Source organism: Brevibacillus ginsengisoli (assembly GCF_050113715.1).
In the GTDB taxonomy this organism is placed as follows: Bacteria; Bacillota; Bacilli; order Brevibacillales; family Brevibacillaceae; genus Brevibacillus_H; species Brevibacillus_H ginsengisoli.
The window spans coordinates 383,512-406,982 of the sequence record NZ_JBNJQR010000001.1 but is presented as its reverse complement, the minus strand read 5'-3'; the positions used below and the strand labels follow the sequence as shown (position 1 = coordinate 406,982).

At 45.7% G+C, this 23,471-nt stretch carries 24 protein-coding genes; 5 read left to right on the top strand and 19 right to left on the bottom strand.

Going from position 1 to position 23,471, the window contains the following annotated elements:
- Positions 1-41: 41 nt before the first annotated feature.
- The 9 genes from lonB to racE form a co-directional block, all read right to left on the bottom strand.
- A complete protein-coding gene (gene lonB, locus ACQCN2_RS02095) occupies positions 42-1,754 on the bottom strand; it encodes an ATP-dependent protease LonB (protein ID WP_426927226.1) in 1,713 nt (570 codons plus the stop codon).
- A gap of 264 nt (positions 1,755-2,018) precedes the next feature.
- Positions 2,019-3,284 carry an ATP-dependent protease ATP-binding subunit ClpX gene (gene clpX, locus ACQCN2_RS02090; RefSeq protein WP_426927225.1) on the bottom strand — a complete coding sequence of 422 codons (1,266 nt, stop codon included), beginning with the start codon at positions 3,282-3,284 and terminating at the stop codon, positions 2,019-2,021.
- Between the two features lie 20 nt (positions 3,285-3,304).
- Positions 3,305-3,889: an ATP-dependent Clp endopeptidase proteolytic subunit ClpP gene (gene clpP / locus ACQCN2_RS02085; protein WP_426927224.1), complete on the bottom strand. Its 585-nt coding sequence runs from the start codon at positions 3,887-3,889 to the stop codon at positions 3,305-3,307.
- Between the two features lie 91 nt (positions 3,890-3,980).
- A complete protein-coding gene (gene tig / locus ACQCN2_RS02080) occupies positions 3,981-5,273 on the bottom strand; it encodes a trigger factor (RefSeq protein ID WP_426927223.1) in 1,293 nt (430 codons plus the stop codon).
- Between the two features lie 128 nt (positions 5,274-5,401).
- Complete coding sequence (locus ACQCN2_RS02075; protein WP_426927222.1) at positions 5,402-5,926, bottom strand: metallophosphoesterase family protein; 525 nt, start codon at positions 5,924-5,926, stop codon at positions 5,402-5,404.
- Positions 5,923-6,543, bottom strand: coding sequence for an XTP/dITP diphosphatase (locus ACQCN2_RS02070; RefSeq protein ID WP_426927221.1), 621 nt, complete (start codon positions 6,541-6,543; stop codon positions 5,923-5,925). The genes ACQCN2_RS02075 and ACQCN2_RS02070 overlap by 4 nt, the downstream gene beginning before the upstream one ends.
- Positions 6,536-7,342: a ribonuclease PH gene (rph, locus tag ACQCN2_RS02065; protein ID WP_426927220.1), complete on the bottom strand. Its 807-nt coding sequence runs from the start codon at positions 7,340-7,342 to the stop codon at positions 6,536-6,538. Before rph ends, ACQCN2_RS02070 begins: the two co-directional genes overlap by 8 nt.
- 173 nt (positions 7,343-7,515) lie before the next feature.
- Positions 7,516-8,577 carry a GerMN domain-containing protein gene (locus ACQCN2_RS02060; RefSeq protein ID WP_426927219.1) on the bottom strand — a complete coding sequence of 354 codons (1,062 nt, stop codon included), beginning with the start codon at positions 8,575-8,577 and terminating at the stop codon, positions 7,516-7,518.
- 100 nt (positions 8,578-8,677) lie between these two features.
- The gene (gene racE / locus ACQCN2_RS02055) at positions 8,678-9,493 is read right to left on the bottom strand and encodes a glutamate racemase (protein WP_426927218.1); all 816 of its coding nucleotides are present in this window, start codon (positions 9,491-9,493) and stop codon (positions 8,678-8,680) included.
- 151 nt (positions 9,494-9,644) lie between these two features.
- Between racE and ACQCN2_RS02050 the strand changes: the two genes are divergently transcribed.
- The 3 genes from ACQCN2_RS02050 to ACQCN2_RS02040 all read left to right on the top strand — a co-directional run bounded on the left by ACQCN2_RS02050 (position 9,645) and on the right by ACQCN2_RS02040 (position 12,891).
- On the top strand, positions 9,645-10,574 hold the full coding sequence (locus ACQCN2_RS02050; RefSeq protein WP_426927217.1) for a superoxide dismutase: 930 nt from the start codon (positions 9,645-9,647) through the stop codon (positions 10,572-10,574).
- A 171-nt stretch (positions 10,575-10,745) separates the two neighbouring features.
- Positions 10,746-11,933: an aminotransferase class V-fold PLP-dependent enzyme gene (locus ACQCN2_RS02045; RefSeq protein ID WP_426927216.1), complete on the top strand. Its 1,188-nt coding sequence runs from the start codon at positions 10,746-10,748 to the stop codon at positions 11,931-11,933.
- Between the two features lie 211 nt (positions 11,934-12,144).
- Positions 12,145-12,891 carry a glucose 1-dehydrogenase gene (locus ACQCN2_RS02040; protein ID WP_426927215.1) on the top strand — a complete coding sequence of 249 codons (747 nt, stop codon included), beginning with the start codon at positions 12,145-12,147 and terminating at the stop codon, positions 12,889-12,891.
- A 72-nt stretch (positions 12,892-12,963) separates the two neighbouring features.
- Here the strand turns inward: ACQCN2_RS02040 and ACQCN2_RS02035 are convergent, their stop codons facing one another.
- Positions 12,964-13,968: a copper amine oxidase N-terminal domain-containing protein gene (locus ACQCN2_RS02035; protein WP_426927214.1), complete on the bottom strand. Its 1,005-nt coding sequence runs from the start codon at positions 13,966-13,968 to the stop codon at positions 12,964-12,966.
- Between the two features lie 151 nt (positions 13,969-14,119).
- Here ACQCN2_RS02035 and ACQCN2_RS02030 point away from each other — a divergent pair, with 151 nt between their 5' ends.
- Positions 14,120-14,284 (top strand): hypothetical protein, encoded by a 165-nt coding sequence (locus ACQCN2_RS02030; RefSeq protein ID WP_426927213.1) that lies wholly within the window; start codon positions 14,120-14,122, stop codon positions 14,282-14,284.
- Positions 14,285-14,415: 131 nt separating this feature from the next.
- Here the strand turns inward: ACQCN2_RS02030 and yunB are convergent, their stop codons facing one another.
- From yunB to ACQCN2_RS02005, 5 genes are all read right to left on the bottom strand, one after another.
- Positions 14,416-15,054, bottom strand: a complete 639-nt coding sequence (gene yunB / locus ACQCN2_RS02025; RefSeq protein WP_426927212.1) for a sporulation protein YunB — start codon at positions 15,052-15,054, stop codon at positions 14,416-14,418.
- A gap of 115 nt (positions 15,055-15,169) precedes the next feature.
- The gene (locus tag ACQCN2_RS02020; RefSeq protein WP_426927211.1) at positions 15,170-16,039 is read right to left on the bottom strand and encodes an alkaline phosphatase family protein; all 870 of its coding nucleotides are present in this window, start codon (positions 16,037-16,039) and stop codon (positions 15,170-15,172) included.
- A 164-nt stretch (positions 16,040-16,203) separates the two neighbouring features.
- The gene (locus tag ACQCN2_RS02015) at positions 16,204-17,121 is read right to left on the bottom strand and encodes a C40 family peptidase (RefSeq protein ID WP_426927210.1); all 918 of its coding nucleotides are present in this window, start codon (positions 17,119-17,121) and stop codon (positions 16,204-16,206) included.
- 235 nt (positions 17,122-17,356) lie between these two features.
- The gene (locus tag ACQCN2_RS02010; RefSeq protein WP_019120228.1) at positions 17,357-17,578 is read right to left on the bottom strand and encodes a helix-turn-helix domain-containing protein; all 222 of its coding nucleotides are present in this window, start codon (positions 17,576-17,578) and stop codon (positions 17,357-17,359) included.
- Positions 17,579-17,727: 149 nt separating this feature from the next.
- Positions 17,728-18,243 (bottom strand): hypothetical protein, encoded by a 516-nt coding sequence (locus ACQCN2_RS02005; protein ID WP_426927209.1) that lies wholly within the window; start codon positions 18,241-18,243, stop codon positions 17,728-17,730.
- Positions 18,244-18,655: 412 nt separating this feature from the next.
- Between ACQCN2_RS02005 and ACQCN2_RS02000 the strand changes: the two genes are divergently transcribed.
- Positions 18,656-20,608 (top strand): acyltransferase family protein, encoded by a 1,953-nt coding sequence (locus tag ACQCN2_RS02000; RefSeq protein ID WP_426927208.1) that lies wholly within the window; start codon positions 18,656-18,658, stop codon positions 20,606-20,608.
- A 17-nt stretch (positions 20,609-20,625) separates the two neighbouring features.
- On the opposite strand, the gene ACQCN2_RS01995 is transcribed toward ACQCN2_RS02000, so the two are convergent.
- The 4 genes from ACQCN2_RS01995 to ACQCN2_RS01980 all read right to left on the bottom strand — a co-directional run bounded on the left by ACQCN2_RS01995 (position 20,626) and on the right by ACQCN2_RS01980 (position 23,464).
- A complete protein-coding gene (locus ACQCN2_RS01995; RefSeq protein WP_426927207.1) occupies positions 20,626-21,549 on the bottom strand; it encodes an ABC transporter permease in 924 nt (307 codons plus the stop codon).
- Positions 21,542-22,408, bottom strand: a complete 867-nt coding sequence (locus tag ACQCN2_RS01990) for an ABC transporter permease subunit (RefSeq protein ID WP_426927206.1) — start codon at positions 22,406-22,408, stop codon at positions 21,542-21,544. The genes ACQCN2_RS01995 and ACQCN2_RS01990 overlap by 8 nt, the downstream gene beginning before the upstream one ends.
- Before the next feature lie 128 nt (positions 22,409-22,536).
- A complete protein-coding gene (locus tag ACQCN2_RS01985) occupies positions 22,537-22,995 on the bottom strand; it encodes a chemotaxis protein CheX (protein WP_426927205.1) in 459 nt (152 codons plus the stop codon).
- 82 nt (positions 22,996-23,077) lie between these two features.
- Positions 23,078-23,464, bottom strand: a complete 387-nt coding sequence (locus ACQCN2_RS01980) for a hypothetical protein (RefSeq protein WP_426927204.1) — start codon at positions 23,462-23,464, stop codon at positions 23,078-23,080.
- Positions 23,465-23,471: the final 7 nt, after the last annotated feature.

Genomic DNA, 23,471 nt, shown 5'->3' with positions numbered 1-23,471 from the left:
TTATATTCCATTATCTAACAGTAAAGGGAATTTACCCAATTTTACATTGGCAGATTGGGAGAGGCGATTACCTCGGCAGTTTGCATGGATAGTGTGATTGGCTCTATGACCTCAACTAACTCACTAGCCATCTCAGGGACTGTAGTGAGGGCTAAACGAAGGGCCTCTTCCACATTAGAAATTGAAATGACTTCGATGCCTTCTTGCGTTGAAAAGATCGATTGCCAGTTTTCTTCCGGAATCAAGACCCGTTTCACCCCAGCTTGCTTGGCCGCCTCCACTTTGGCAACGACTCCTCCGACCGGCTTAACCTTGCCGTGAATGCTGACTTCACCTGTCAGAGCGACAAAATTATCTACCGGAATACCACGGATCGCCGAATAAATGGCAACCGCGATAGTTACCCCTGCCGATGGACCATCGACTGGAATCCCCCCTGGAAAATTAATATGCAAGTCGTAGTCAAACGGCTTCTCACCCAAGCGTTCCAGTACGGTTAACACATTTTCAATCGAACCTTTGGCCATGGATTTGCGGCGAATGGTCCGACTTCCACCACCCATCTCTTCTTCCTCTACGAGTCCGGTCATGTTGATTCGACCTGCTCCTGCCGCTTTGCTTCGTGTCGCTGTCACTTCAAGCTCCATAACTATACCCATATTGGGACCAGACACAGCTAACCCGTTCACCAGACCAATTTGCGGTGTTTGATGCACTTGTTTTTCATGACGCGGAGACTTCTGGCTGCTATGAACCACCCACTCTACATCAGCTTGCTCAATTGAAGTACGATTCTCGGTAAGCGCAATTCCAGCGGCAATTTGCAATGTGTTAATGGCTTCGCGTCCGTTCGTTGCATACTTCTCAATGACATGAGCCGCTTCCGTTTGCAAGGCAATCTCCATTTTCTCCGCTGCTGTTAAAACGATGCTGCGAATCTCCAGTGGTTTGAGCGATCTGAAGAATATCTCCAGACAACGAGAACGCAGTGCGGGAGGCAATTCCTCCGGAGTGCGAGTAGTAGCCCCGACCAATCGAAAATCAGCCGGCAATCCATATTGAAAAATATCATGAATATGTGAAGGGATTTGGCTATTATCTTCGCTGTAATACGCACTTTCCAGCATCACTTTGCGATCTTCCAATACCTTAAGTAATTTGTTCATTTGAATGGGATGCAATTCGCCGATCTCGTCGAGAAATAGGACACCCCCATGCGCTTTGGTAACAGCGCCTGGCTTCGGCTGAGGGACCCCCGCTTGCCCTAATTGACCTGCACCCTGATAAATCGGATCATGAACAGAACCAATTAACGGGTCAGCAATCCCTCTTTCATCAAATCGGGCGATTGTCGCGTCCACTTCAATGAACTTGGCGTCATTCTTGAACGGAGAGAATGAATTCTTCTTCGCCTCTTCCAACACGACACGAGCCGCTGCTGTTTTCCCTACTCCTGGAGGTCCATAGATAATCACATGCTGTGGATTGGGTCCACATAACGCGGCACGCAAGGCTCGAAGTCCATCTTCTTGCCCAACGATTTCTTCCAGCTTGCTCGGGCGTGTTTTCTCTGATAACGGCTCTGTTAACGCAATCATCCTCAATTTCCGCAGCTGATCCACTTCTTTGCGAGATTCTTTGTCCACAGAGGTTTTGGTTGTTCGCTGCGATTTCAACAAGTTAAAAAAGTACGTCCCGATAATAATCCCAACAACTACTTCAATTACCGCAATGACTAAGGTTGTGTACTCCATCTGTATTCCCTCCCGCTCTTTCCGATGTATGTACCCTTTCTCTCAAAACTATATTGAGTAGTATTGCCTCAGGAAGAGCGGAGTAAACAGAAAAGACTTCGTCCCTCTGGTGCTCTGTTTAAGCTCACTAGAAGCATCAGCTGTCTGCTTAAAATGAGCTGTGAGTGACGAAGTCTTTTCTGTTAGGCTTACGCGAATGGAAAATAAAAGGAGCAAGGCCCCACTAGGTGGCTGCCTTGCTCCTTTTATTTATTTATTTTTTTCTTATGCGCTTTCGCTTTGAACCTCTTCGCCCTCTTTGTTGGTTAAGAGCGGTTTCACCTTGTCACGGACGGTTTCTTCCGTGATTTGGCACTTGTTGATATCCTCGCGAGACGGCAATTCGTACATCATATCCAGCATAATCTGCTCGATAATGGCACGAAGTCCACGAGCGCCTGTGTTACGCTTAATTGCTTCTTTAGCAATTTGGCTAAGGGCTCCCTCGGAGAATTCAAGCTCCACACCGTCCATGCTAAGAAGCTTTTGGTATTGTTTGACCAAAGCGTTCTTCGGCTCAGTGAGGATGCGGACGAGCGTCTCTTCATCCAACGGCTCCAGTGTAGCGAGAACCGGCAGACGTCCGACGAATTCAGGAATTAACCCGAATTTCAGCAGATCTTCAGGGAGCACATATTTCAAATATTCCCCTGTTTTGAGATCGCCTTTTACGCCTTCCACCATTTCGGCACCAAATCCAATCACTTTTTTACCGATACGGCGCTTGATGATTTGTTCAATACCATCAAAAGCACCGCCGCAGATAAACAAGATGTTGGAGGTGTCGATTTGGATAAATTCCTGATGCGGATGCTTGCGTCCACCTTGAGGCGGCACACTTGCTACCGTACCTTCGAGAATTTTCAAAAGCGCTTGCTGAACACCTTCACCGGAAACATCGCGAGTGATGGATGGGTTCTCGGACTTGCGTGCTACTTTATCGATCTCGTCAATATAGATAATACCTTTCTCGGCTTTCTCTACATCGTAATCCGCAGCTTGAATTAGTTTCAGCAAAATGTTCTCTACGTCTTCACCAACGTAACCTGCTTCTGTCAAAGAGGTGGCATCCGCAATTGCAAAAGGTACATTGAGAATGCGCGCCAGTGTTTGGGCAAGCAAGGTTTTACCGCTACCAGTTGGTCCAATGAGCACGATGTTGGATTTTTGCAATTCCACGTCCTCGATTTTGGCTCCAGTGTTGATGCGCTTATAGTGATTGTAAACGGCAACGGACAAGGATTTCTTTGCCATATCCTGACCAATTACGTAGTCGTCCAGAATTTTGCGGATTTCCATCGGCTTGGGGATTTCCTTCAAGTCGATTTCTTCATCGCCGCCTAATTCTTCTTGAACGATTTCATTGCAGAGTTCAATACATTCATCGCATATGTAGACTCCAGGTCCAGCTACCAGCTTACGAACCTGCTCCTGAGATTTCCCGCAGAACGAGCATTTCAGCTGGCCTTTGTCGTCGTTAAACTTGAACATTCGCTTCACCTCTCATGCAGTTATTTTCCAACAGAAGAAATGACGTCATCAATTAATCCGTATGCTTTTGCCTCTTCTGCACTCATGAAGTTGTCACGATCAGTGTCGCGTTCTACTTTCTCATAAGGCTGACCGGAGCGTTCGGCAAGAATTTCATTGAGTTGACGCTTGGTTTTCAAGATCCAGTCCGCATGAATACGAATATCCTCGGCTTGGCCGCGAACTCCGCCCAACGGTTGATGAATCATGACTTCACTATTTGGCAAGCAATAGCGTTTGCCTTTGGCGCCAGCTGTTAAGAGAACAGCGCCCATGCTTGCTGCCATACCAATGCAGATCGTCGAGACATCCGGCTTGATAAACTGCATCGTATCGTAAATGGCCATACCGGCGGTTACGGAACCACCTGGTGAATTTATGTATAAGCTTATGTCTTTATCTGGGTCTTCAGCTGTTAAAAACAACAACTGCGCGACAACCAGATTGGCAACTTCATCATCGATTTCGCTGCCTAAAAAAATAATTCGATCCTTTAACAAACGGGAATAGATATCGTATGCGCGTTCGCCACGATTAGATTGCTCAATGACCATAGGGATTAACATTGTCACTTTCCTCCTTTACATTAAGTTCTTATGTATGGGTGATTTTTGGAAAAACAAGGCACGAAAGAAACATTCGTGCCTTGTACTTAGATTATGCGTTTACTTTGCTTTCTGCAACCAAGAAATCTACTGTTTTACGAGTTTGAATGTCGCGATAGAGACCAGCCAAACCGTCTTGAGCAGCAAAAATCTTACGGAGTTCATCCGCTGGGCGGCTGTACATGCTAGCGAGTTTATTCAATTCTTCTGTCGCATCTTCTTCAGCTACTGTGATGTTCTCAGCTTTGCCGATTGCTTCAAGCACCAATGCGGAGCGTACGCGAGTTGTTGCATCGTTACGGAATTGATCGCGAAGCATGCTCTCATCCATGCCAGAGAATTGGTAGTACAGCTCAATATCCATGCCTTGGTATTGGAGGCGTTGAGCGAACTCGTTTACCATTTGATCCAATTCTTGTTCTACCATTACGTCTGGAAGATCGATCTCAGCGTTTTCAGTCGCTTTGATCACCAATTGCTCACGAATAGAGTTGTCTTTTTCTTGAGCTTTGCGTTCTTCCAATTTCTTGGTAGTATCTGCTTTCAACTCTTCAAGGGTATCGAATTCGCTTACGTCTTTAGCGAACTCATCGTCAAGAGCTGGCAGGTTTTTGCGTTTGATTTCGTTCACAGTTACTTTGAATACCGCTTCTTTACCTGCAAGGTTTGGAGAATGATATTCTTCTGGGAAAGTTACTGTGATTTCTTTTTCTACGCCTTTAGAAAGTCCAACCAATTGCTCTTCGAAACCTGCGATGAATGTGCCGGATCCGATTTCCAAAGAGTAGTTCTCCGCTTTACCGCCTTCGAATGCTACTCCATCTTGGAAGCCTTCGAAATCGATCAGCAAGTTATCACCGTTCTCAACAGTACCTTCTTCTACAACTACCAGTTCAGCGTGACGCTCTTGCATGCGTTTCAATTCATCGTTGACATCAGCTTCGGAAACGGAGAAATCTTTTGCTTCGATTTCAAGACCTTTATAGTCACCCAGTTTCACTTCTGGTTTTACAACAACAGTTGCTTTGAAGATGAGGTTTTCGCCTTTACCCATTTGCTCTACGTTTACTTCTGGGCGATCTACTGGCTCAATACCAGTATCACGAACAGCTTGTCCGTAAGCAGTTGGAAGCAAAATATCGAGAGCGTCTTGGTAGAGAGATTCTACGCCAAAACGCGATTCAAACATCTTGCGAGGAATTTTACCTTTACGGAAACCTGGCACGTTTACTTTTTGAACTACTTTTTTAAATGCTTGATCCAAGGCTTCATCTACTTGACCGGATTCAACTTCAATCGTCAATACACCTTGGTTACCTTCTAACTTTTCCCATTTTGCTACCACTTAAACTTCCCCTCCTACATTGGATCCAAAAAAATGCTTCCGACACTGGATGACACCTCGTGTCAGAGTGCATTTAGCAGCCATTATAACCATTACAGTATATCACATACGAAAAGAATTTCAAGAAGTCAAGCACGAATGTGAAATTCCCCGCCTAATTCTGTAACCGGATTCCCCTGATCGTCATAATAGCTCACTTCTACCGTTACTTGCTCAGGAGTAGAGGCAAGCTGATCGAGTATGACATAGGTAGGAACACGGAACCCTCTTGGAAGCTGCAAACTTCCTGGGTTGAGAAACAGGATTCCCCGCTCCACCGCACAGGTCGGCACGTGTGAATGTCCGAAAATCACCAGATTGGCGTTGGTTTCTTCCGCGCGATAATGCAGCTTCAAAAGAGAGCTTTTGACATTGTACAAATGCCCATGTGTCTGATAGATCCGCAAATTCCGCCAAGTCCACTGAGCCTCTTCTGGCACCATCCTATCCATATCGCAATTCCCTCTAACCATCTTCATTCTCTGGAAAGGTTCTTTCGTCCGATCAACGCAGAAATCGCCACAATGAAAAATCTGCTCCAGCTGGTGCCTTTCTACCACTTTGTTCACTTCATGGCGCAACCCGTGCGTATCACTAAGAATCAGGATACTCACACACCCATCCCCCTGATTTGTTCAACTAGGCTATGTAAGGCGTTGGCACGATGACTGATCTTGTTTTTGACCGATGGATCGAGTTGTGCCATGGTGCATAAACGGTCAGGCAAAAAGAACACAGGATCATATCCAAACCCGTTCGTGCCAGCCGGTTCGCGCAGGATAACCCCTTCGCACTTGCCGTCAGCGATCATTGTTTCTTCACCCGGTCTCGCAAAAGCTAAGGTACAACGGAAACGAGCGGTTCTTTGCTCATTGGGAACCCCTTGCAGTTCTCGGAGCAGTTTCTGCCAATTGTCTTTATCCGTTGCCTTTTCTCCTGCGAACCGCGCGGAGTAAACACCTGGCTTACCTCCCAAGACATCCACTTGAAGTCCCGAGTCGTCTCCCACTGCCGGCATATTAAGGAAGCGAGAAACCGTCTCAGCCTTTTTACGGGCATTGGCCTCAAAGGTTTCGCCATCCTCTACCACTTCCGGCACATCAGGGAACTCAGCCAGGCTGACTGCTTCCCATCCCAGCTGTTGAAACATGAAATTAAATTCACGCACTTTTCCTTGATTGCGTGTAGCGATCACAACTTGCATTTTCTTATTCTCGTTTTCTTTAGACATTGCTGGTCTCTCCACTTTTCCGGGCTGTTGACCCCTTCTCTGTTGTTGGCTGGGCTTGTTGGGCTGCTTGGCCGTATAGTGTTACTTCTCCCAAAACTTCCTTCTGAGCGGCAATGAGACTGTGGATTCCACTCGTACCCAGTGAAAGAAGTTCCTGCAATTGTTCGTAACTGAACGGAGAATCTTCCCCGGTTCCTTGCAGCTCCACAAACTTGCCCGCTCCGGTCATAACCACGTTCATATCGACGATGGCTGATGAATCTTCCTTATAGTCAAGATCGAGCATCGCTTCTCCGTTAATAATGCCAACAGATGTTGCGGCGAGGAAATCGGTGATCGGAAACTCTTTCCAGGTTCCCGCTTCCACCAGCTTGCGCATCGCGTCGACCATCGCCACGAATGCGCCGGTAATTGAAGCTGTTCTGGTTCCTCCATCCGCTTGAATGACGTCACAATCTAACCAAATAGTGCGTTCCCCCATTGCCTCCAGCTTCACAACCGAACGCAAGGCTCGACCAATCAATCGTTGAATCTCCATGGTTCTGCCGCTTAATTTTCCCTTGGCCGCTTCACGGGCATTGCGGGTTTCTGTGGCGCGGGGAAGCATGGCGTATTCGGCTGTTACCCAGCCTTTGCCACCGTTACGCATAAACGGAGGAACACGATCTTCAATTGTCGCTGTGCAAATTACTTTGGTGTCCCCTACCTCAATCAGGCAAGATCCTTCCGCATGTTTATTATAATTACGCGTAATTTTTACAGGGCGTAACTGATTGTTTGCTCGTTCATTGTGTCTCATTTATGTTCCTCCTAGCTTGCTGTCCATTTCATCGTGAAATTCCGGAAGACAGCCATTCCCGCTCATTATACCAAAGGCTCTTAACTGAATGCCAGTTTCCTCCTCGGGCACCAATATGTAATCAAGAAATCCACGCAGTGAAGGCGTGGATTTCCTTTAATGCGGATTGACGGTTAAAACGGCATCGCGTTGATTTGGATGGGACGCGATACAGGCTTCGTGAAGTTCATAGAACCTGCAGCGGTAAGCGGTTTGCCCTCGACCATCACCTGTACTTGTTTCACTCCTGTATTTTCAGTTAGCGAGAGGACAAGCGATTCCATGGCCTCTGGGTTGGCTTCCTTGCCATTGTCGAATTTCAGTACATCTTTGCTCAAGTTGATCACAACCGTACCGTTGCTGTTCTTCACATCAAGGACTTTGGTGGAAGGCATGAAGGAACTAAACAACTGCGAATCGCTCTTCGGTCCTTTGATCAATTCCTCAACCACTGCTTTGGTTACGTCTTCGGTTTGAGGAATCAACCGTGTGACAGGTACAAAGTAGCTTTTTTTGTCATTCGCTTGCGCTTGGAAGTAAAGTGTGACTGGAGTCGTTCTTCCAGGTATAGCATGATCGGCCAATTCTACATTGATCCCGTTATCGCGATTCAGTGAAAAGACGGGAGTGTGATCAGATGGCATCTCGGATACAGGCTTTCCGTTGACCCAAATAGAGATATTTTTAATCGCCTGGAACTCGGTTAGTGAACGGGTAACCGCGTCAATGATTTTCTTTTCTTCTGATGGTTGGTATTTCTTGAATTCTTTAGAGAAGTCCACGGTTGCGGTACCGTTCTTGATATTCAACCCTATTACTTTGGTTCCTTCAGGCAGAATCGCGTGGAAGCCCTCAGGCAACAGCGACTCGACTGGTCCGCCTTTTACCATATAGGCCAGTACCTGCTTCGCCGCCCCTTCTGACTTAGGTAATGTCATCGAGACAGGAACCACGAATCCGTTGTTATCAAGCAAGTAGACCATGCGATCGACCGTGCCTTGCTTTTCAGTAGTAGTAATTCCTTCCTGACCGGCGGCGTTGGGATCATTCGTCCCAGTCAAATTGGCATCCTGCGTGAGCTGTGGCGGATCCATACTCATACTTTCCTTTGCAGGCCCAAAAAGACCGCAACCCGATAAAAGCAATGCGCTTAATCCCAAAACGGCCGTAACTTTTCCTATACCCTTCGGTGTCATGTCTGCATCCTCCTCGCAACACTTTGTACTATCATGTATACGAGCAGGGCTTGGGTTTATGCTTGCTTTGTCCTAAGATTCAGCCAAAAGGGAAGAAAAGCTAAACCTGAAAAATCTCTTCTAATGTTTGAGAGGTCACCTCTATCTCAAATCCCAGCCACTCTTCCCCGATTTCTCTAAAAATATCGGCATCTCCACTGGTAAAAAAGCGATGGTTCACGCTGGTAAAAGATGAATTATGGAGGTTACGCATGGATAGGATTGTACTTAATTCCCTTGCCGTTTCCTCTGCTGAACTGATGATCGAAATACTATCTCCCATCACTTCCGATATCAGCGGAGCCAGTAACGGATAGTGCGTGCAACCTAGAATCAATGTATCCAACTCTTCATAACAAAGGGGCTTCAAGGTATCCGCAACGATTTTCTTAGCTTCTGGTGTATGCAGCAATTGATTTTCCACCAATGGGACAAACTCTGGACAAGCCAAGCCTACAACATATAAATCGGGATTGATGCGATACAAGGCGCGCTCGTATGCTCCGGTACGTATCGTCGTTTCCGTGCCAATAATACCAATTCGACTTGATCTTGAAGTCATAATCGCTGTACGCGCACCGGGCTCGATTACGCCAATGATCGGTAGCGTGGCCTGAGCTTTGACCTTCCCAAGCGCGACAGCCGTTGCCGTATTGCAAGCGATCACGAGTGCTTTTAAATGGAACTGGCTCACAAACTGAATCATCTGATTCGTAAACGTTTGAATTTCTTCCGGAGATCGTGGTCCGTATGGGCATCTTGCATTGTCACCGAAGTAAACAATTTGCTCTAGTGGAAGCTGGCGGATCACCTCTTTGGCAACCGTCAAACCGCCTACCCCGGAATCAATGATGCCGATTGCTCTCCTGTTGTCCATTCTCAAAACCCCTTTGGGTAGTTACATACGTGATCATAAAATATGCGAAACAAGATGTACACGCTACTTCACGTACACCCAGTTGAACCCAATTTGGGCATTGAACATATAGTGAATGGGGTTTAACTGTCTAGATTAAGGAGGAATCAGTTTGGAGGATCGTGTACAACATCTCGTGAACTGGAGTGAGTGGGGGAAACAGTGGGTGCAGTATTTGCAGCATAAACCACAGATCAAAGGAGATGTGAAGCGACAACTTCATAAGTTTCACTCTGCTTTTCAAGAAATAGGAGAAAAAGCCACGTTATTTAATACCTCGAATAAGACTGAATCTGAGATTGTCTTGTTAAGCACAAAGGCAGAAGATGTTCAGAAACACTTTCAAAAAATTCTCAAGCTGGTGCAAGAATCATCAGTGGATACCACACAGCGTCAACAAATCCCTGTGGCGCGCCCCGTACCTGTCGGCGGGCATAAATTGCCTCCGCTTCCCTACTCCTACGACGCATTGGAACCTTATATCGATGCGGAAACCATGCGAATCCATCATGATAAACTTCATCAGAATTACGTGAATGGTTTGAACAAAGCCGAAATGATGATTGCTCAGGCACGCGCAACGAACAATTACGACCTAATCAGATATTGGGAACGAGAAGCAGCCTTTAACGGAGCAGGACATTATCTGCATACGATTTTCTGGGATGTCATGAGTCCTAAAGGAGGCGGCAATCCCCAAGGAGAATTAGCGGATCAAATTATTCGTGATTTTGGTTCAATTGATGCCTTTAAACGGCAATTTTCTCAAGTCGCAGAAAATGTTCAAGGGCCAGGTTGGGCAATTCTGGCCTGGTCACCACGCGCCCAACATCTTGAGATTTTGCAAGCAGAGGAGCATCATCTGCTTACCCAATGGGAGTCAATTCCACTGCTTGTCTTGGACGTCTGGGAGCACGCATACTGGCTCGGGTATCGCAGCGATCGCAAACGCTATATCGAGGCATGGTGGAATATTGTGAATTGGCCTGCTGTGCAGGAGCGATACTTACAAGCTCGTCGCTTAAGGTGGCAACCGTACTAACGACCAATGAATCGCTTAACCTAACTTAGTCATCGTCTGGTGAATACCTATAGCATGACAAGAGCAGTTGATCCCATAAGATTAACTGCTCTTTTTTATAGATGAAAACAGGATTTATATCTATATTCTGGAATATATCTATCAAAATAAAGATAAAAAAGGAGTCCGACCATGAACCTCGATATCTCTAAACTTCGTCAGGATACCCCAGGCTGTGAGCATGTCCTTCATTTTAATAATGCGGGAGCAGCTTTGATGACACGACAAGTAGTGGAAGCCATGAACGAGCATCATCAATTAGAACTTCTACGTGGTGGATATGAAGCACAGGCAATAGCTGATTCACGAATCAACCGTGTATACCATGCCATCAGTCAACTGATTCATTGTCTTCCCCATGAGATTGCCATTCTTGAAAACAGCACAGCAGCTTGGGATATGGCCTTTTACTCCATTCCGTTTCAGCAGGGAGACCGTATTCTCACCAGCATGTCTGAATATTGCAGTAACTACATTGCCTTTTTGCAAGTAGCCAAGAGAACGGGTGCAGGTATAGAAGTCATCCCCAATGACGAGTATGGCCAAACCTCGGTAGAAGCCCTTCGACAGATGATGGACGAACGCGTCAAGCTGATCGCAATTAATCACGTCCCGACAAATAGTGGTCTCATTAATCCTGCGGCGGCAATCGGGCGAATAGCACAGCAATCAAACGCATACTATCTGCTTGACGCCTGCCAATCAGTTGGCCAAATCCCCATTGATGTAAATGAGATTCAATGTGATTTTCTGACTGCTACAGGCAGAAAGTATCTACGCGGTCCTCGGGGAACAGGTTTCCTGTACGTTCGGGAAGCGTTGATCGAGCAATTGGAGCCTCCTTTCTTGGATTGTCATTCTGCTGAATGGGTTGCCAAAGACCGTTATGTGATCCGCCCAGATGCAAGTCGCTTTGAGAATTGGGAGTCCAATCAGGCCATCAAAATCGGGTTTGGTGTTGCCGTTGATTACCTGTTGGATCTCGGGATTGAAAGAGTATCCACACGAATTGTCACTCTCGCTGAGCAACTTCGATCCAAGCTTGAAGAGATTTCAGGCGTACGGGTTACGGACATTGGAGAGGAGAAATGCGGCATTGTAACATTTACCAGCGAACAGCTAGATACCGTAAGGATCAAGCAAGAGCTTGCCTCTCAAAATATGAACGTTCATTCCATCGGTCCTGGCTCCGCTCGTCTTGATATGGAAGATCGACAGCTTGAACGATTAATCCGCGCCTCCGTCCATTATTACAATACTGACGAAGAAATTGATCGTTTCTGTACAGTTCTCTCCTCTATCTTGAATCGTCGCGGTTAAATAATGCTCCCCTTCGCCTCGAAGCCTCCGTTCTAGTAGACGGAGGCATTTTTCTTTCGAAGGGTATATTCTTGCTCATTGTTTCACGTTCGTGATACCCTGATCGTATATTTGATAAAGCGATTGTAACCGCAAAGCGGACAAATATATTTCACCCCCTAGCTTAGAGGGGGTCATGGTCATGACCGTTTGAATGCAAGGAGGAAGTGTGATGAAACTATCTGGGCAAGTTGTTCTCGTGACAGGGGCTGGCCGAGGAATTGGGCGCCAAATTGCTATTAGCTATGCGCAAGCGGGTGCAATGGTGCTGGTGGCTGACATAAACCAATCAATTGCGGCCGAGACTGTTCACTTGATTGAGTCTGAGAAGCTACAAGCAGCTTTGCTGCAATTGGATGTAAGTGTTCCAGAAGAGATCAGTAAGGTGATACATGGAATAGAAGATACATATGGACGCTTGGATGTACTCATAAACAATGCTGGGAGGTCCTTCTGGAAATCTCCGTATGAAATCACTGTGGAGGAATGGGATGCCATTCTCAATACGAATTTACGGGGCGCGTTCCTCTTGGCGCGTGAATCGGCCAAGCTCATGCGTGAGAAATCTCGCGGTGCCATCATTAATATTGCCTCGACAAGAGCCCATATGTCCGAACCGGATACGGAAGCCTATGCGGCGTCCAAAGGCGGTCTTCTCTCCTTGACCCATGCACTGGCCGTATCGCTTGGACCAGACGGTATTCGCGTGAATTGCATCAGTCCTGGCTGGATAGAAACGGGCGATTATACTGCCCTTCGTGACGAGGATCATCTCCAACATCCCGCCCAGCGTGTGGGGACTCCCGAAGATGTGGCTCGTGCCTGCCTATTTCTGACGGACAGTTCCAATGACTTTATCACCGGAACCGAGTTAATTATCGATGGCGGCATGACGAGAAAAATGATTTATTATCCCTAGACAGATTCATCGTAAAATCGAAAAACGCAAAGAACCCTCGCCATCAAAGCGAGGGTTTCTTCATGGAATCTACTATTGTTGTGTGGTAGTACTTGTAGAGCTTACTGTGCTAGTAGAATCCATCGTGCTAGTAGTTGCATCAGTAGTAGATGTGCTTGTTGTATCTGTAGAAGTTCCTGTTGTTGTTCCTGTTGACGGAGTAGGGTTACTAGTTGAAGTGCTGCTATCGTCAATAATAATAATTTTGCCTTCTTCTTGGTAATTGACAGTAGCTTGCAAGTTCTCGCTTACAAAACGCAACGGCAGGAAAAGACGTCCTTTTTTAATTACAGGTGTCGCATCCAATGTTACGGTTTTGTCTCCAACCGACGCTTCTTTCTTATCCAGATACAGTGTGATTGTATTGTCACCGCGAGTAATGACGACGGTACGTGTAGTCGGGTCCCATTTCACATCAGCCTTCAAAGCGGCGCTAATTGCACGAATTGGAACCATCGCACGACCTTTTTCAACAAACGGTTTCACATCAAATTTCGGTTCCTCGCCGTTCACGAATGTATTCAAATCAGTGGAGTCTGCTTTTTTGTACAGTTCCCCCAACTTTACAAACTGTGAGTAGTCACCTTTTTGATAAACGCGTTGCAGAAGCTCTTTTTGTACCTCAATCGCTTGTCCAAGATCAGACGAATCTTTCAGAGATGAGATTAGCGCTTCATATGTAGCTTTCAATTCTGGTGTAATTTCATCTGCTTTTTTCAGCTGTTGGCGAAGTTCGATTAACTGTTTTTTCGTTTTTACGGCTTCTTTTACTTTTGCAGAAATCTCTTTATTGGTATCCGCATTTACTTCTGAAGATGTGTTGCCAGTTGTCTCTTCATCAGTAGTACCTGGTTTTTTGCTTTCACTACTACCGTTATTGTGCTCGGTTCCTTTTTGACCCTTGGCTCCATTGTCCTTCACACCTTTGTCGCTGACACTAGCTTTGGAATCAACGTGAAGTTCTGCGTTTGCAAATGTCGCTGGAGCGCTTGCCATAAGAAGTGCTACTGCTAATGTTACGGATGCTGCTTTTTTCATGTTTAGTTCCTCCTTCTCGTGCTGTACCTTTTAAACGTGCATATCCATTAAAAGGTTGCAGGAGATTAAAATTTTCTGGCTTTTTTTGCATGATACTTAAAAAGACCACAGATAATAAAAGCGTCCGTCCGAAAGAGAGGAGTTGAAAATCGTGACGCAAAACAACCTGTCTTCTTCCATTGAAAAAGAAGAACTGAAGAATCTTGGCACTCATGCGACTGGCTCGCCCGATCAATTCAAGACACGTAAAACCGCTGAAACCCAGACCATACATCCCCCAGAGGAACCCAACTCAGGCTCTACCTCGGCGTACTAACACCTTCATTCGAATCACTCAAAAACTCAACTATACCCATTTGAAAACTCAGCTATTAGACGAGCCTTGGCGACAACAGAGCCGAGTTGCCCAAAAAGGCAGACCCATCATGTGGTCTGCCTTCCATCTTTTTATTTCCCCTTGAGAACCGGAACATTTGGTTTTCCAGAAGGATCGTTGTATAGATACTGGGGCACGTTCCCCACGATGAGTGATTCAGTGATAGGAATCCGTGTGGTAACGGTTTGCTGTTCAGTGGCAAATGGAATGACAATTCGCAAATCTGTCTCGACAAAAATGTAGACCGTGGCGAGAACCATATTAATTCCTGCTTCTTTCACATCGGTTTCCAATCTTGTGCGGACAGACCCGATCGGCATGAACGAAACCGGAATCTCTGGGCCAAAATGCTCCAAAAACACACTCTTCGTTGCCACTCCCAGCGGAATATGAATTTGAACCTTGTCTTCCTCATATTCTTTCAAGCTATTCTGGATTCTGGAGGTCGTCTCCCCTACGATACGGGCGTATTCTTTGAAGTTAAACTCCAACGCCTGAATTTTCCCCTGATTATCCTTGCGCACATTCACAATTTGATTAAAATCAACCCCTTGCTGTACAATTCTCTTGGTCACAGAGTCCGCCATAGCTTGTTTAGCAAGCTGATCCGTCTTTTGCGTCGCGATGAGCAGTAGGGTCGGCTCAATTCGCTTTTCTGCCAAGAAAAAAGTAATCACCAGTAGGATCACGATGACAATCAACATTGTCATCAGTTTTTTTCCCCGATTGATGGGCCTTCGGATAGACCTTCGCATTGCACTCACTTTGAACCCTCCCCCCACATCCAGTTTATTTTCGGGTGGAAGGATTCAGTACAGCTTGACTCTACTTCCAAATTCCAAGAATAGGCGCTACAGAAGCACTCTTCCCTGCATGTCCCAGACCATACATATCTTCAATCGTACGAAGCAGATTAAAGTGGTTTGCTTGATCCTTAAACTTTCCTTGCTTTACCATAGGCCCTACAAAGAACGTGGGAATCTTGTTTTTTTGCGATCGATCATCCTCGTCCCAAGTCACGATGAGCAAGCTGTTATGGGATTTGGCCCACTGGACATAGGAGCCCAGATGGTTTTTGAGCCATACGTCCGCTTCTTGAATCGATCCATCATGCATGTCGTGTTTCATATTTGGAATAACGAAGGAGACGGTAGGAAGTTTTGTATAATCGGTCGAAAAAAGACTCAAGGGCTTGTTCGCTTCCACTGGTATATTCGTAAAGTTTACCCAGGGATTATGCTTGCGAGCATAAATTCCTTCCCGGGCACTCCCCGCAGAAAAACCGTTATAGCCCGCTTGGGGCAGGCCCTCCGAATAACCCGCGAAGCTGTAATGATGCTTGATTAACTCTGCTCCAAGATTATCAGTCGAAAATTTATTTTGGGGCTGTTTATCGTTGGTCACGCCTTGATTGGAACCCGAGAACAAGTCCAGGTAATTCGGTTGACTTGGGTGTTCAATGGCATAATAATTGGTCAGAGATGCCCCTTCCTTCATTAAAGAATTCATATAAGGGGCCTTGGGATTTCCTTCAATTTCTTGCTGAGAGTGGTTTTCTTCCACTACAACGACAATGTGGTCGATTTTCTTAGGCAGCAGAGATTTCCCTTGTGGCGCACTTGCGGAAATAGCTTGGGAACAGGCAATCGATGTAAATACTCCGGCAAGAAGTAGTAGGCTCCATTTTTTGCTCATCTTAAATTTCTCCCCCCATCTTCACGTACAGATTTCATAGGTTAATCTTGACCTTCTGACCGGATCTTTTCAACCTCTATTTTACTGCTGATCCCAGATGTTTATAGACTTGAACAGATAACAAATATGCTCTATCCAATGCGGACAGAGCATATTTTCTAGCACTATTTAATTACACGAACCGCCCCAACGTAATGGGTATCCCACCAACCTGAGAGATTGCTGTAGGTAACCCCTGGTTTTCCGTAGGTGTGCAGAATTTTGTTATTTCCAGCGTAGATTCCAATATGTCCAATTCGCTTAATAGAGTCAGCTGGGTATTTCATTGTGGCTCCTGTAGAGAAGAAGACCAAATCCCCTACTCGCAAATCCTGACGGGAGACTGGAGTTCCTTTGAGGTATTGAGATCTTGCTCCACCTCTACCCAAATCGATTCCTGCTCCTTCTTTAAATGCCCACATCGTAAATGAAGAGCAATCCATCGTCGACTTACTGGAGCGGCTGGCACCATATTGATAAGGAGTACCCAAATATTTCTCTCCGGCTTTAATCACCTGATTTCCGATTGCAATGGCATGACTTGCCGAAGTATCCACTGCAGGTGCGCTATTATTCGTTGTTGGAGCCTTGAGTGTGTCTGTATTGCTCGGTGTACTTGGTGTTGGAGTACTTGGAGTACTTGGAGTACTTGCCTTGCTTGGTGTGCTTACATCACTCGTATTTCCTGTATTGCTTGTATTGCCTGTTTTGCTTGTGTCAATCGTATTGTTCGTGCTGTTATTATCGTTTGTTTCGCTAGGAATACTGAAATTAAATTTCAGGTTCTGCAGATCTTTCAGGTTTTGTAAATCCAGAAAGTTTTGTCCGATTAATTGGTATTCTCCAATTTGTAGGTATCCTCGATTTTCTTGGCCTTCTCGAGCTTCTTGGCCTTCTCGATTTTGTTGGTATGTTTGTGAGAGGTTATGACTGGAAGATTTATGAATTGACTCGCTTTCAGCATGGGCTTGTCCACCTACGAAAAGTGATGCGCATACCAGCGAAGCAAGAATTGTATTCATCTTTACCATTTTTTTCGTCACGTTGTTCATCCTCCTTGTAATTGACTCACTTGTTACAAGGACAATATTAGAGGAGCAACCTGAGATTTCAGAAAAAGAAACATGGGAATTTGATGAGAAAACCAAAATAATTCAATGAAAAAAATGAGCTACGCGCGGACGAAGTCTTTTCTTTAGCGGGCTTACGCGAATTTCCCATAATAAAAAAGTCCTCCCTTCCTTAAAGAAAGAGAGGTACTTACGGAAAAGTCCGGGCTCAAATTTTCAACTCTCCAAGTCGAACCAACTCGACTACTGCTTGAGACCGTCCTTTCACGCCAAGTTTCTGCATGACATTCGAGATGTGGTTTCGTACTGTCTTTTCGCTGATGAAGAGTTGTCCGGCAATCTCTTTTGTCGTTTTATCTTGTACCAGGAGCTCAAATACTTCTCTTTCGCGATTAGTCAATAACGGTTTGGTTTGGTCGCTACCCTTCAATCGTGCCACCCCTCCTTGTGGGCTCTACAGGGACAAGGTCGAGGGATTTTACAGTCACCTTATCCTATGACAGAAGGTGGGTGGTGGTGTCGGTGTTAAGGCGATTTTAGGCTTTTGCCTTATAGTCTATTCCTTTTTAAAGCAATGGGTTACTCGGGTGCTTTCACTTTTTCAAGCGGATGATATTCAGTCGAAATAAGTTGTTTATTTCCGAACCACTTAATCAAGTTCATGGAGTGTTTGATTGTCAAGCTGTTCTGATTCTTTGCCTGATCATAAAAATATTGGATTCGCTCACTCGCCTGTGTATCGTATTCAATTTGGAAAGAGCACTGGCTGATGCCACCCCTATTCAAATCTGCTTGTCCTTCAACAAAATCACCTTGAATTGCATCGATGAGGAGGCTCTGGTTTTGACCGATCATTGGTATCTGCTGAATACATGTATGCTTTTCCTGATCATCTTGAAGAGTCCACGCGCAAATGACCGTACAGTTAATCATATGACCCGGACCTAGATTCCTCAGCTTTATTCTGGTTACTTCCCCCTCCACATTCTCAATGGAAGGAAAACTCCGTACTTGTTCACGATAATGCCTCTTCTCCCTTTCCACTTTGAGCAAAAACAGCAATAAAAACAGAAGAATCACAACAAGCAGTGGCACTATTCATAATCCCCTCTCTTTTTTGACACCATTCAACATGAAACACACGGAATATTTTACCATAAATATCCATTCGATAAAAAATTTAAATCCTTCGCATTCTTATGAAACAAGACAAACCCTCCATGCGTCTCCTATACGTGTAGCAATTTAGCATTTTGTGCGGACCCAATCGGCACTTATCAAAAAAGTGCAGTTTAGGAAGAGAATACTATCATTTTTTATGCCTATCTCCTGTCGGATTATGTTACATTTATGAATGTCAGTTTTTCGACCTAGAGAATAGAATTTGGTGAGTAGAAGGGCAGAATCAACATGGAAAGCATACGAATGGTGCAAGCAAAGTTTTTTAGGGGAAGGCAATGCAGGATTTTTTTTACAAGCGGGTACATAATTAGAGGGGGTAACTGGCATGCCTAAGCCGCTCAAAGGAAATGGGAGGTACATGGCTGGCTTGGACGGATTGCGTGCAGTGGCAGTGCTCAGTGTTATCGCTTACCACCTTCACCTGGGGTGGGCACCTGGCGGACTTTTGGGTGTTGGCATGTTTTTTGTACTGTCAGGATACCTCATCACCGATTTGCTCATAGCCGAATGGAGTCGGAATGGGCGAATTGATTTAAAGGATTTCTGGATACGCCGTGCCAGACGGTTACTTCCAGCCATGTTCATTATGTTGGCAATCGTCGGTATGTGGACGATGTTGGCAGATCGTTCAATGCTCCCGTCATTACGCAAGGATATGATGGCAGCTGTATTGTACGTGAGCAACTGGTGGTTCATTTTTCACCAGGTTTCCTATTTTGAAAGCTTCGGGCCTCCCTCACCGCTTGGCCATCTTTGGTCGTTAGCCGTGGAGGAGCAGTTTTACCTGCTGTGGCCGTTATTGATTGCAGTGGGACTTCGTTTTATTACACGCCGAGGTCCGTTGGTCATAATGACACTCGGATTGGCGGCATTATCGGCAGTCGCTATGGCTTGGCTGTATGTACCAGGGACGGACCCAAGTCGGATATACTACGGAACAGACACCAGGGCCTTTGCTTTATTAATCGGTGCAGCGCTCGCCATCATTTGGCCGAGTCGAAAACTAACCAACAACATTGCTCCCAAAGCGCTCTTCATCCTTGATCTTGCGGGGAGTCTTGGATTGGTTTTTGTGCTCTTGGCAATTCTGCAAAGCAATCAGTATGAGGATTTTCTATATGAAGGTGGCATGGTGTTGGTTTCGATCGCTACAGCCCTAGTGGTTGCCACACTTGCACATCCTGCCAGTCGCCTCGGAAAACTAATGAGCGTGAAGCCTTTACGTTGGCTAGGAGTTCGTTCTTATGGAATTTATTTATGGCACTATCCTGTCATTGTAATGACCAGCCCGGTAAGCAATGCTGACGGAATTAGTTACACCCTTGTAATTATTCAGGTAATGGCAACCATCTTACTCTCCGCAATCTCCTGGCGGCTTATAGAGGAACCCATACGCCATGGTGCTCTCGGTAAAATATGGTCACAGATTAAATCCCGACAATGGCGCAGACACAAAATCACCTATAGTCTAGGGGTTGCATCGGTAAGCGCGCTCCTCCTTTTCTGCGGGTTAAGCATTAACGCAGACAAGTTTTTTCCGGTCGCTACCGCCAGTTCAACGGGGTCTGTACAACCAGAGATTTCGGATCATCAAGAACATCAGTTAATTGTGGCCAAAAAAGATTCGAAGCCCTCTGAACAACCAGATCACCCAATAGCCGAGACAATCAAAAGCGAGACCAATAGAACAGGACAGAAGTCACCTAGCAAACCGATCCCTCCTTCGTCCAATAAAACGAATCCACAATCCATTCCGAAAAATGTGGGTACTCCAAAACCTATCTCCGGTCAAGGAGTTACGGCAATCGGCGACTCCGTCATGGTCGACATCGCTCCAGAGTTGACCAAACTAATGCCTGGCATTGTAATAGACGGTAAAATTGGACGTCAATTTAATCAAGCGCAGGCGATCGTGGATCAGCTTAAGTCGGAAGGTAAACTGGGCAGCCGTGTGATCATCGAATTGGGGACCAACGGAGCATTCACAGACAAACAACTCATCTCGTTGATCCAATCACTTGACGGTGTCGAGCAGATTATCCTGGTCAACACACGTGTGCCGCGACCATGGGAAGAAGTGGTCAATACGACATTGGCCAATGTGGCTAGTACCTTCCCCAACACGACACTGGTTGACTGGTACTCTGCAAGCGCCGGCAAAGGCGCTTACTTCTATCCAGATGGAGTTCACCTCAACCCGGATGGTTCTCTAGCCTACGCTTCTCTTCTGGCTAAAGCCGTCAAACCAGAGGCTTCTAAAGAAAAAACCGCTCCGTAACACGGGGCGGTTTCTTTTTACATATAGGGAGTTCGAGAATACGCTTGCTGGAAACGGTCACGCAACCCTTTGGCAAGAATCGTGAACGATGTAATAGCAACCACGAATGCCCCTAGTGGTGCCAGGAAGATCCACGTGCTTCCGTAAATAAAACTGCGAGCTTGCCCAACCATGCCCGCCCACTCATGTGTATCCGATATATAGATGACCGGATCGGTTGTCATGGTCGTCCCTCCAATAAACAGGTTGAACAGTCCCAACTGTCCCATCAAGGTCATGACCGAGATGATTTCAGTCACAAACACGATAATCACCTGTTCCTTCAATTGAGGCAAGACATGCAGAAAAATCAAACGGTTTTTATCCGCTCCAAGCGATGTGGCCGCCAAAATGAATGGCATCTCTTTGATTTGTTCCGTCTTCTGCCTGATCGTCGAAACCACGCTAGGCATACCCAATATCGCCACAATTCCGCAAAACAATATCACCAATTGTGCCTGAGACAACGGAGAGTTAATATTGACACCCAACAGAATGAAGTAGACCGGCAAAATCAGCGGGATATGACTCCAGGCATTCTCCAAAGCGAGCCACCAGTTCTGCCTCCGCTCCGCCATTCCGATATACAAGCCAATACAGGTTCCGAGCACAATGCGCATCGCCGCAATAACAACCGTTACGAATAATGTATACTTGGCTCCGTGCAGAATCAGGGTGAGAATATCGTACCCCCATTTGTCCGTGCCAAGCAGATGAGTACCCGAGGGAGGCAGAGGCGGATTAATAATGGTCGCCTTGCCGTTCACCATCACGTTTTGTACTTTTTCTTTAAAATTGACATCATAGGGTGCCACATAAGGTCCGATTATTGCAAGGACAAACAAAAAAACAACCAACAATCCCCCAAGCCAGAGTGTCAATCGATTCCCAACTCTATTCATAAATGAAACCTCGCTCGAACAGATATAATATCAACCAAATCAGCACATAAACAAACAGTGATAAGAGCAAAAGGATCATTAACCCGATGGAGGCGGTAGTAAATTGGTACGGTCCGAAAATAAATCGGGTAATCCCCACGACGTTCAGCAGGTACTCAACAACAAACAGGTTGGCGACTGTAATCGAGATCGCTTTTTTGAGATCCGCGATGAGAAACGGTTTCACATTTTTAAACACATGGTGCAAAATAATGTACCGAACGCTCAACCCCTTGGCCAAGGCCGTACGAATGTAATCCTCCCCGCAGGTCTGATAATATTTGAGACTGACCACTTTCATCAGGTACAGGGTGGGCCCTACTGACAGGACCAAGGTTGGAAACCAGTTGTTGTTTGCGTCACTAAACGGCGACAAGGTGATCAGCCGTATATCCGTTGCCTTGTAGAACGCGATGGCTGCCAGCATGAAGAACAACACCTGTACAAAATCAGGGATAGCTGAAAATAAATCCAGAATTCTCTGATAGATATGAACAGCCTTGAACCGATGCAAGAACAACCCAAAACAAATACTGATAAAAACGGCGATCAACAAGCTAAAAAAGAGCAGCAAAAATGAGTTCTCGGCGTAGGGGAGAATATCTCCCGCAATATCACGTTCATTTCTTCCCAAGTAATAGGTTCCCAGCGTACCGCTCGAAATACTGTCCAGCAAATAAGCTGAATTTGACACAAACCTCTCCGGTTGAAAGTAAACCTCTTCCCCTCTGGCTTGCAGTATAAGCGGTGCGCCTGCGACTACAAGTACGAGGAAAAAAATAGCCAAGATTTGTTGCAAGTATTTTAACAATTCGCACACCTCCTGCTAAACCATAAAATACTACAAGTTGTCCTGTACTAGCTATAAATCAAAGAAGATTTTATCATTTTTTATTTTTCTGAAAAATAAAAACCCCCCCTGCCAACGAACAAGGAGAGTTCCGTTCATCACTGAGCAACAACGACTTGGATCTCTAGTTTTCCGATTTCACCCAAATTAAGAGGGACACTTAACGCCTTCCCGTTTACTTTCAAGACCTTGTGATCATCCACAAGCTCAGGAGGCGTAATATCAATCGCTACTCCCTGATTAAATAAAATCGTGCTGGCGTTCCCTGAAATCATGTTGCCTAATTCTGAAATCGCACTTCTCCCCATCTCGTCAATCTCCTGAATGGGGAATCCGCCCATCATTGCGGAAATAATGCGGATCGCGACCTGATTGTGAATTCCAAAAATTACGTCGCCCTTCAGTTGACCTGTCAACCCGATTTTGATCCAGACATGGTCGTCATGCAGTTGTACGTCCTTAATGTCCAGATCACCACGTGTCGGTGCAACATTACACATCTGTTGAATCACAAAAGACGCCGATTCAAGAAACGGATTAAGATACTGAGCTTTCATGTCACACTACTCCTTTCGTGGTGATGTTCGACACATTTAAACCTATTATAGTGTCGGAATTTGGCAGAAACAAGCTTTTTCCTTAAATCTTTCCTTTTATGAATGAGATTCGAGCGGAATTGAACAGCGTAAGCAGTGATTCGTCAAGAAGCTGCACATAAACCATTGTCGCTTTTCTTACATCCAGTACGATTGTTCCGACTTCATGACGGCTTAATTGCCACATGGGGTCTGGTAAACTTGCAAACTCCAGTACCGTATCGCCAAATTCCAAGCACACCTCAATACATCTTTCTTTAGGGTAATCCTGACTTGACTCAAGAAGATGAATTGGTTCAATCCCCAGCTTTTCAATGAGATGCTGCCGATCGAGACGCTCCTCCTGATTTTTTTGGGAAACACTTCTTCTTGGTGAAAGCACCGGGTACTGCTGATGAATATATTCCCGATTAATCCCGTGATAAAACATGTAATCA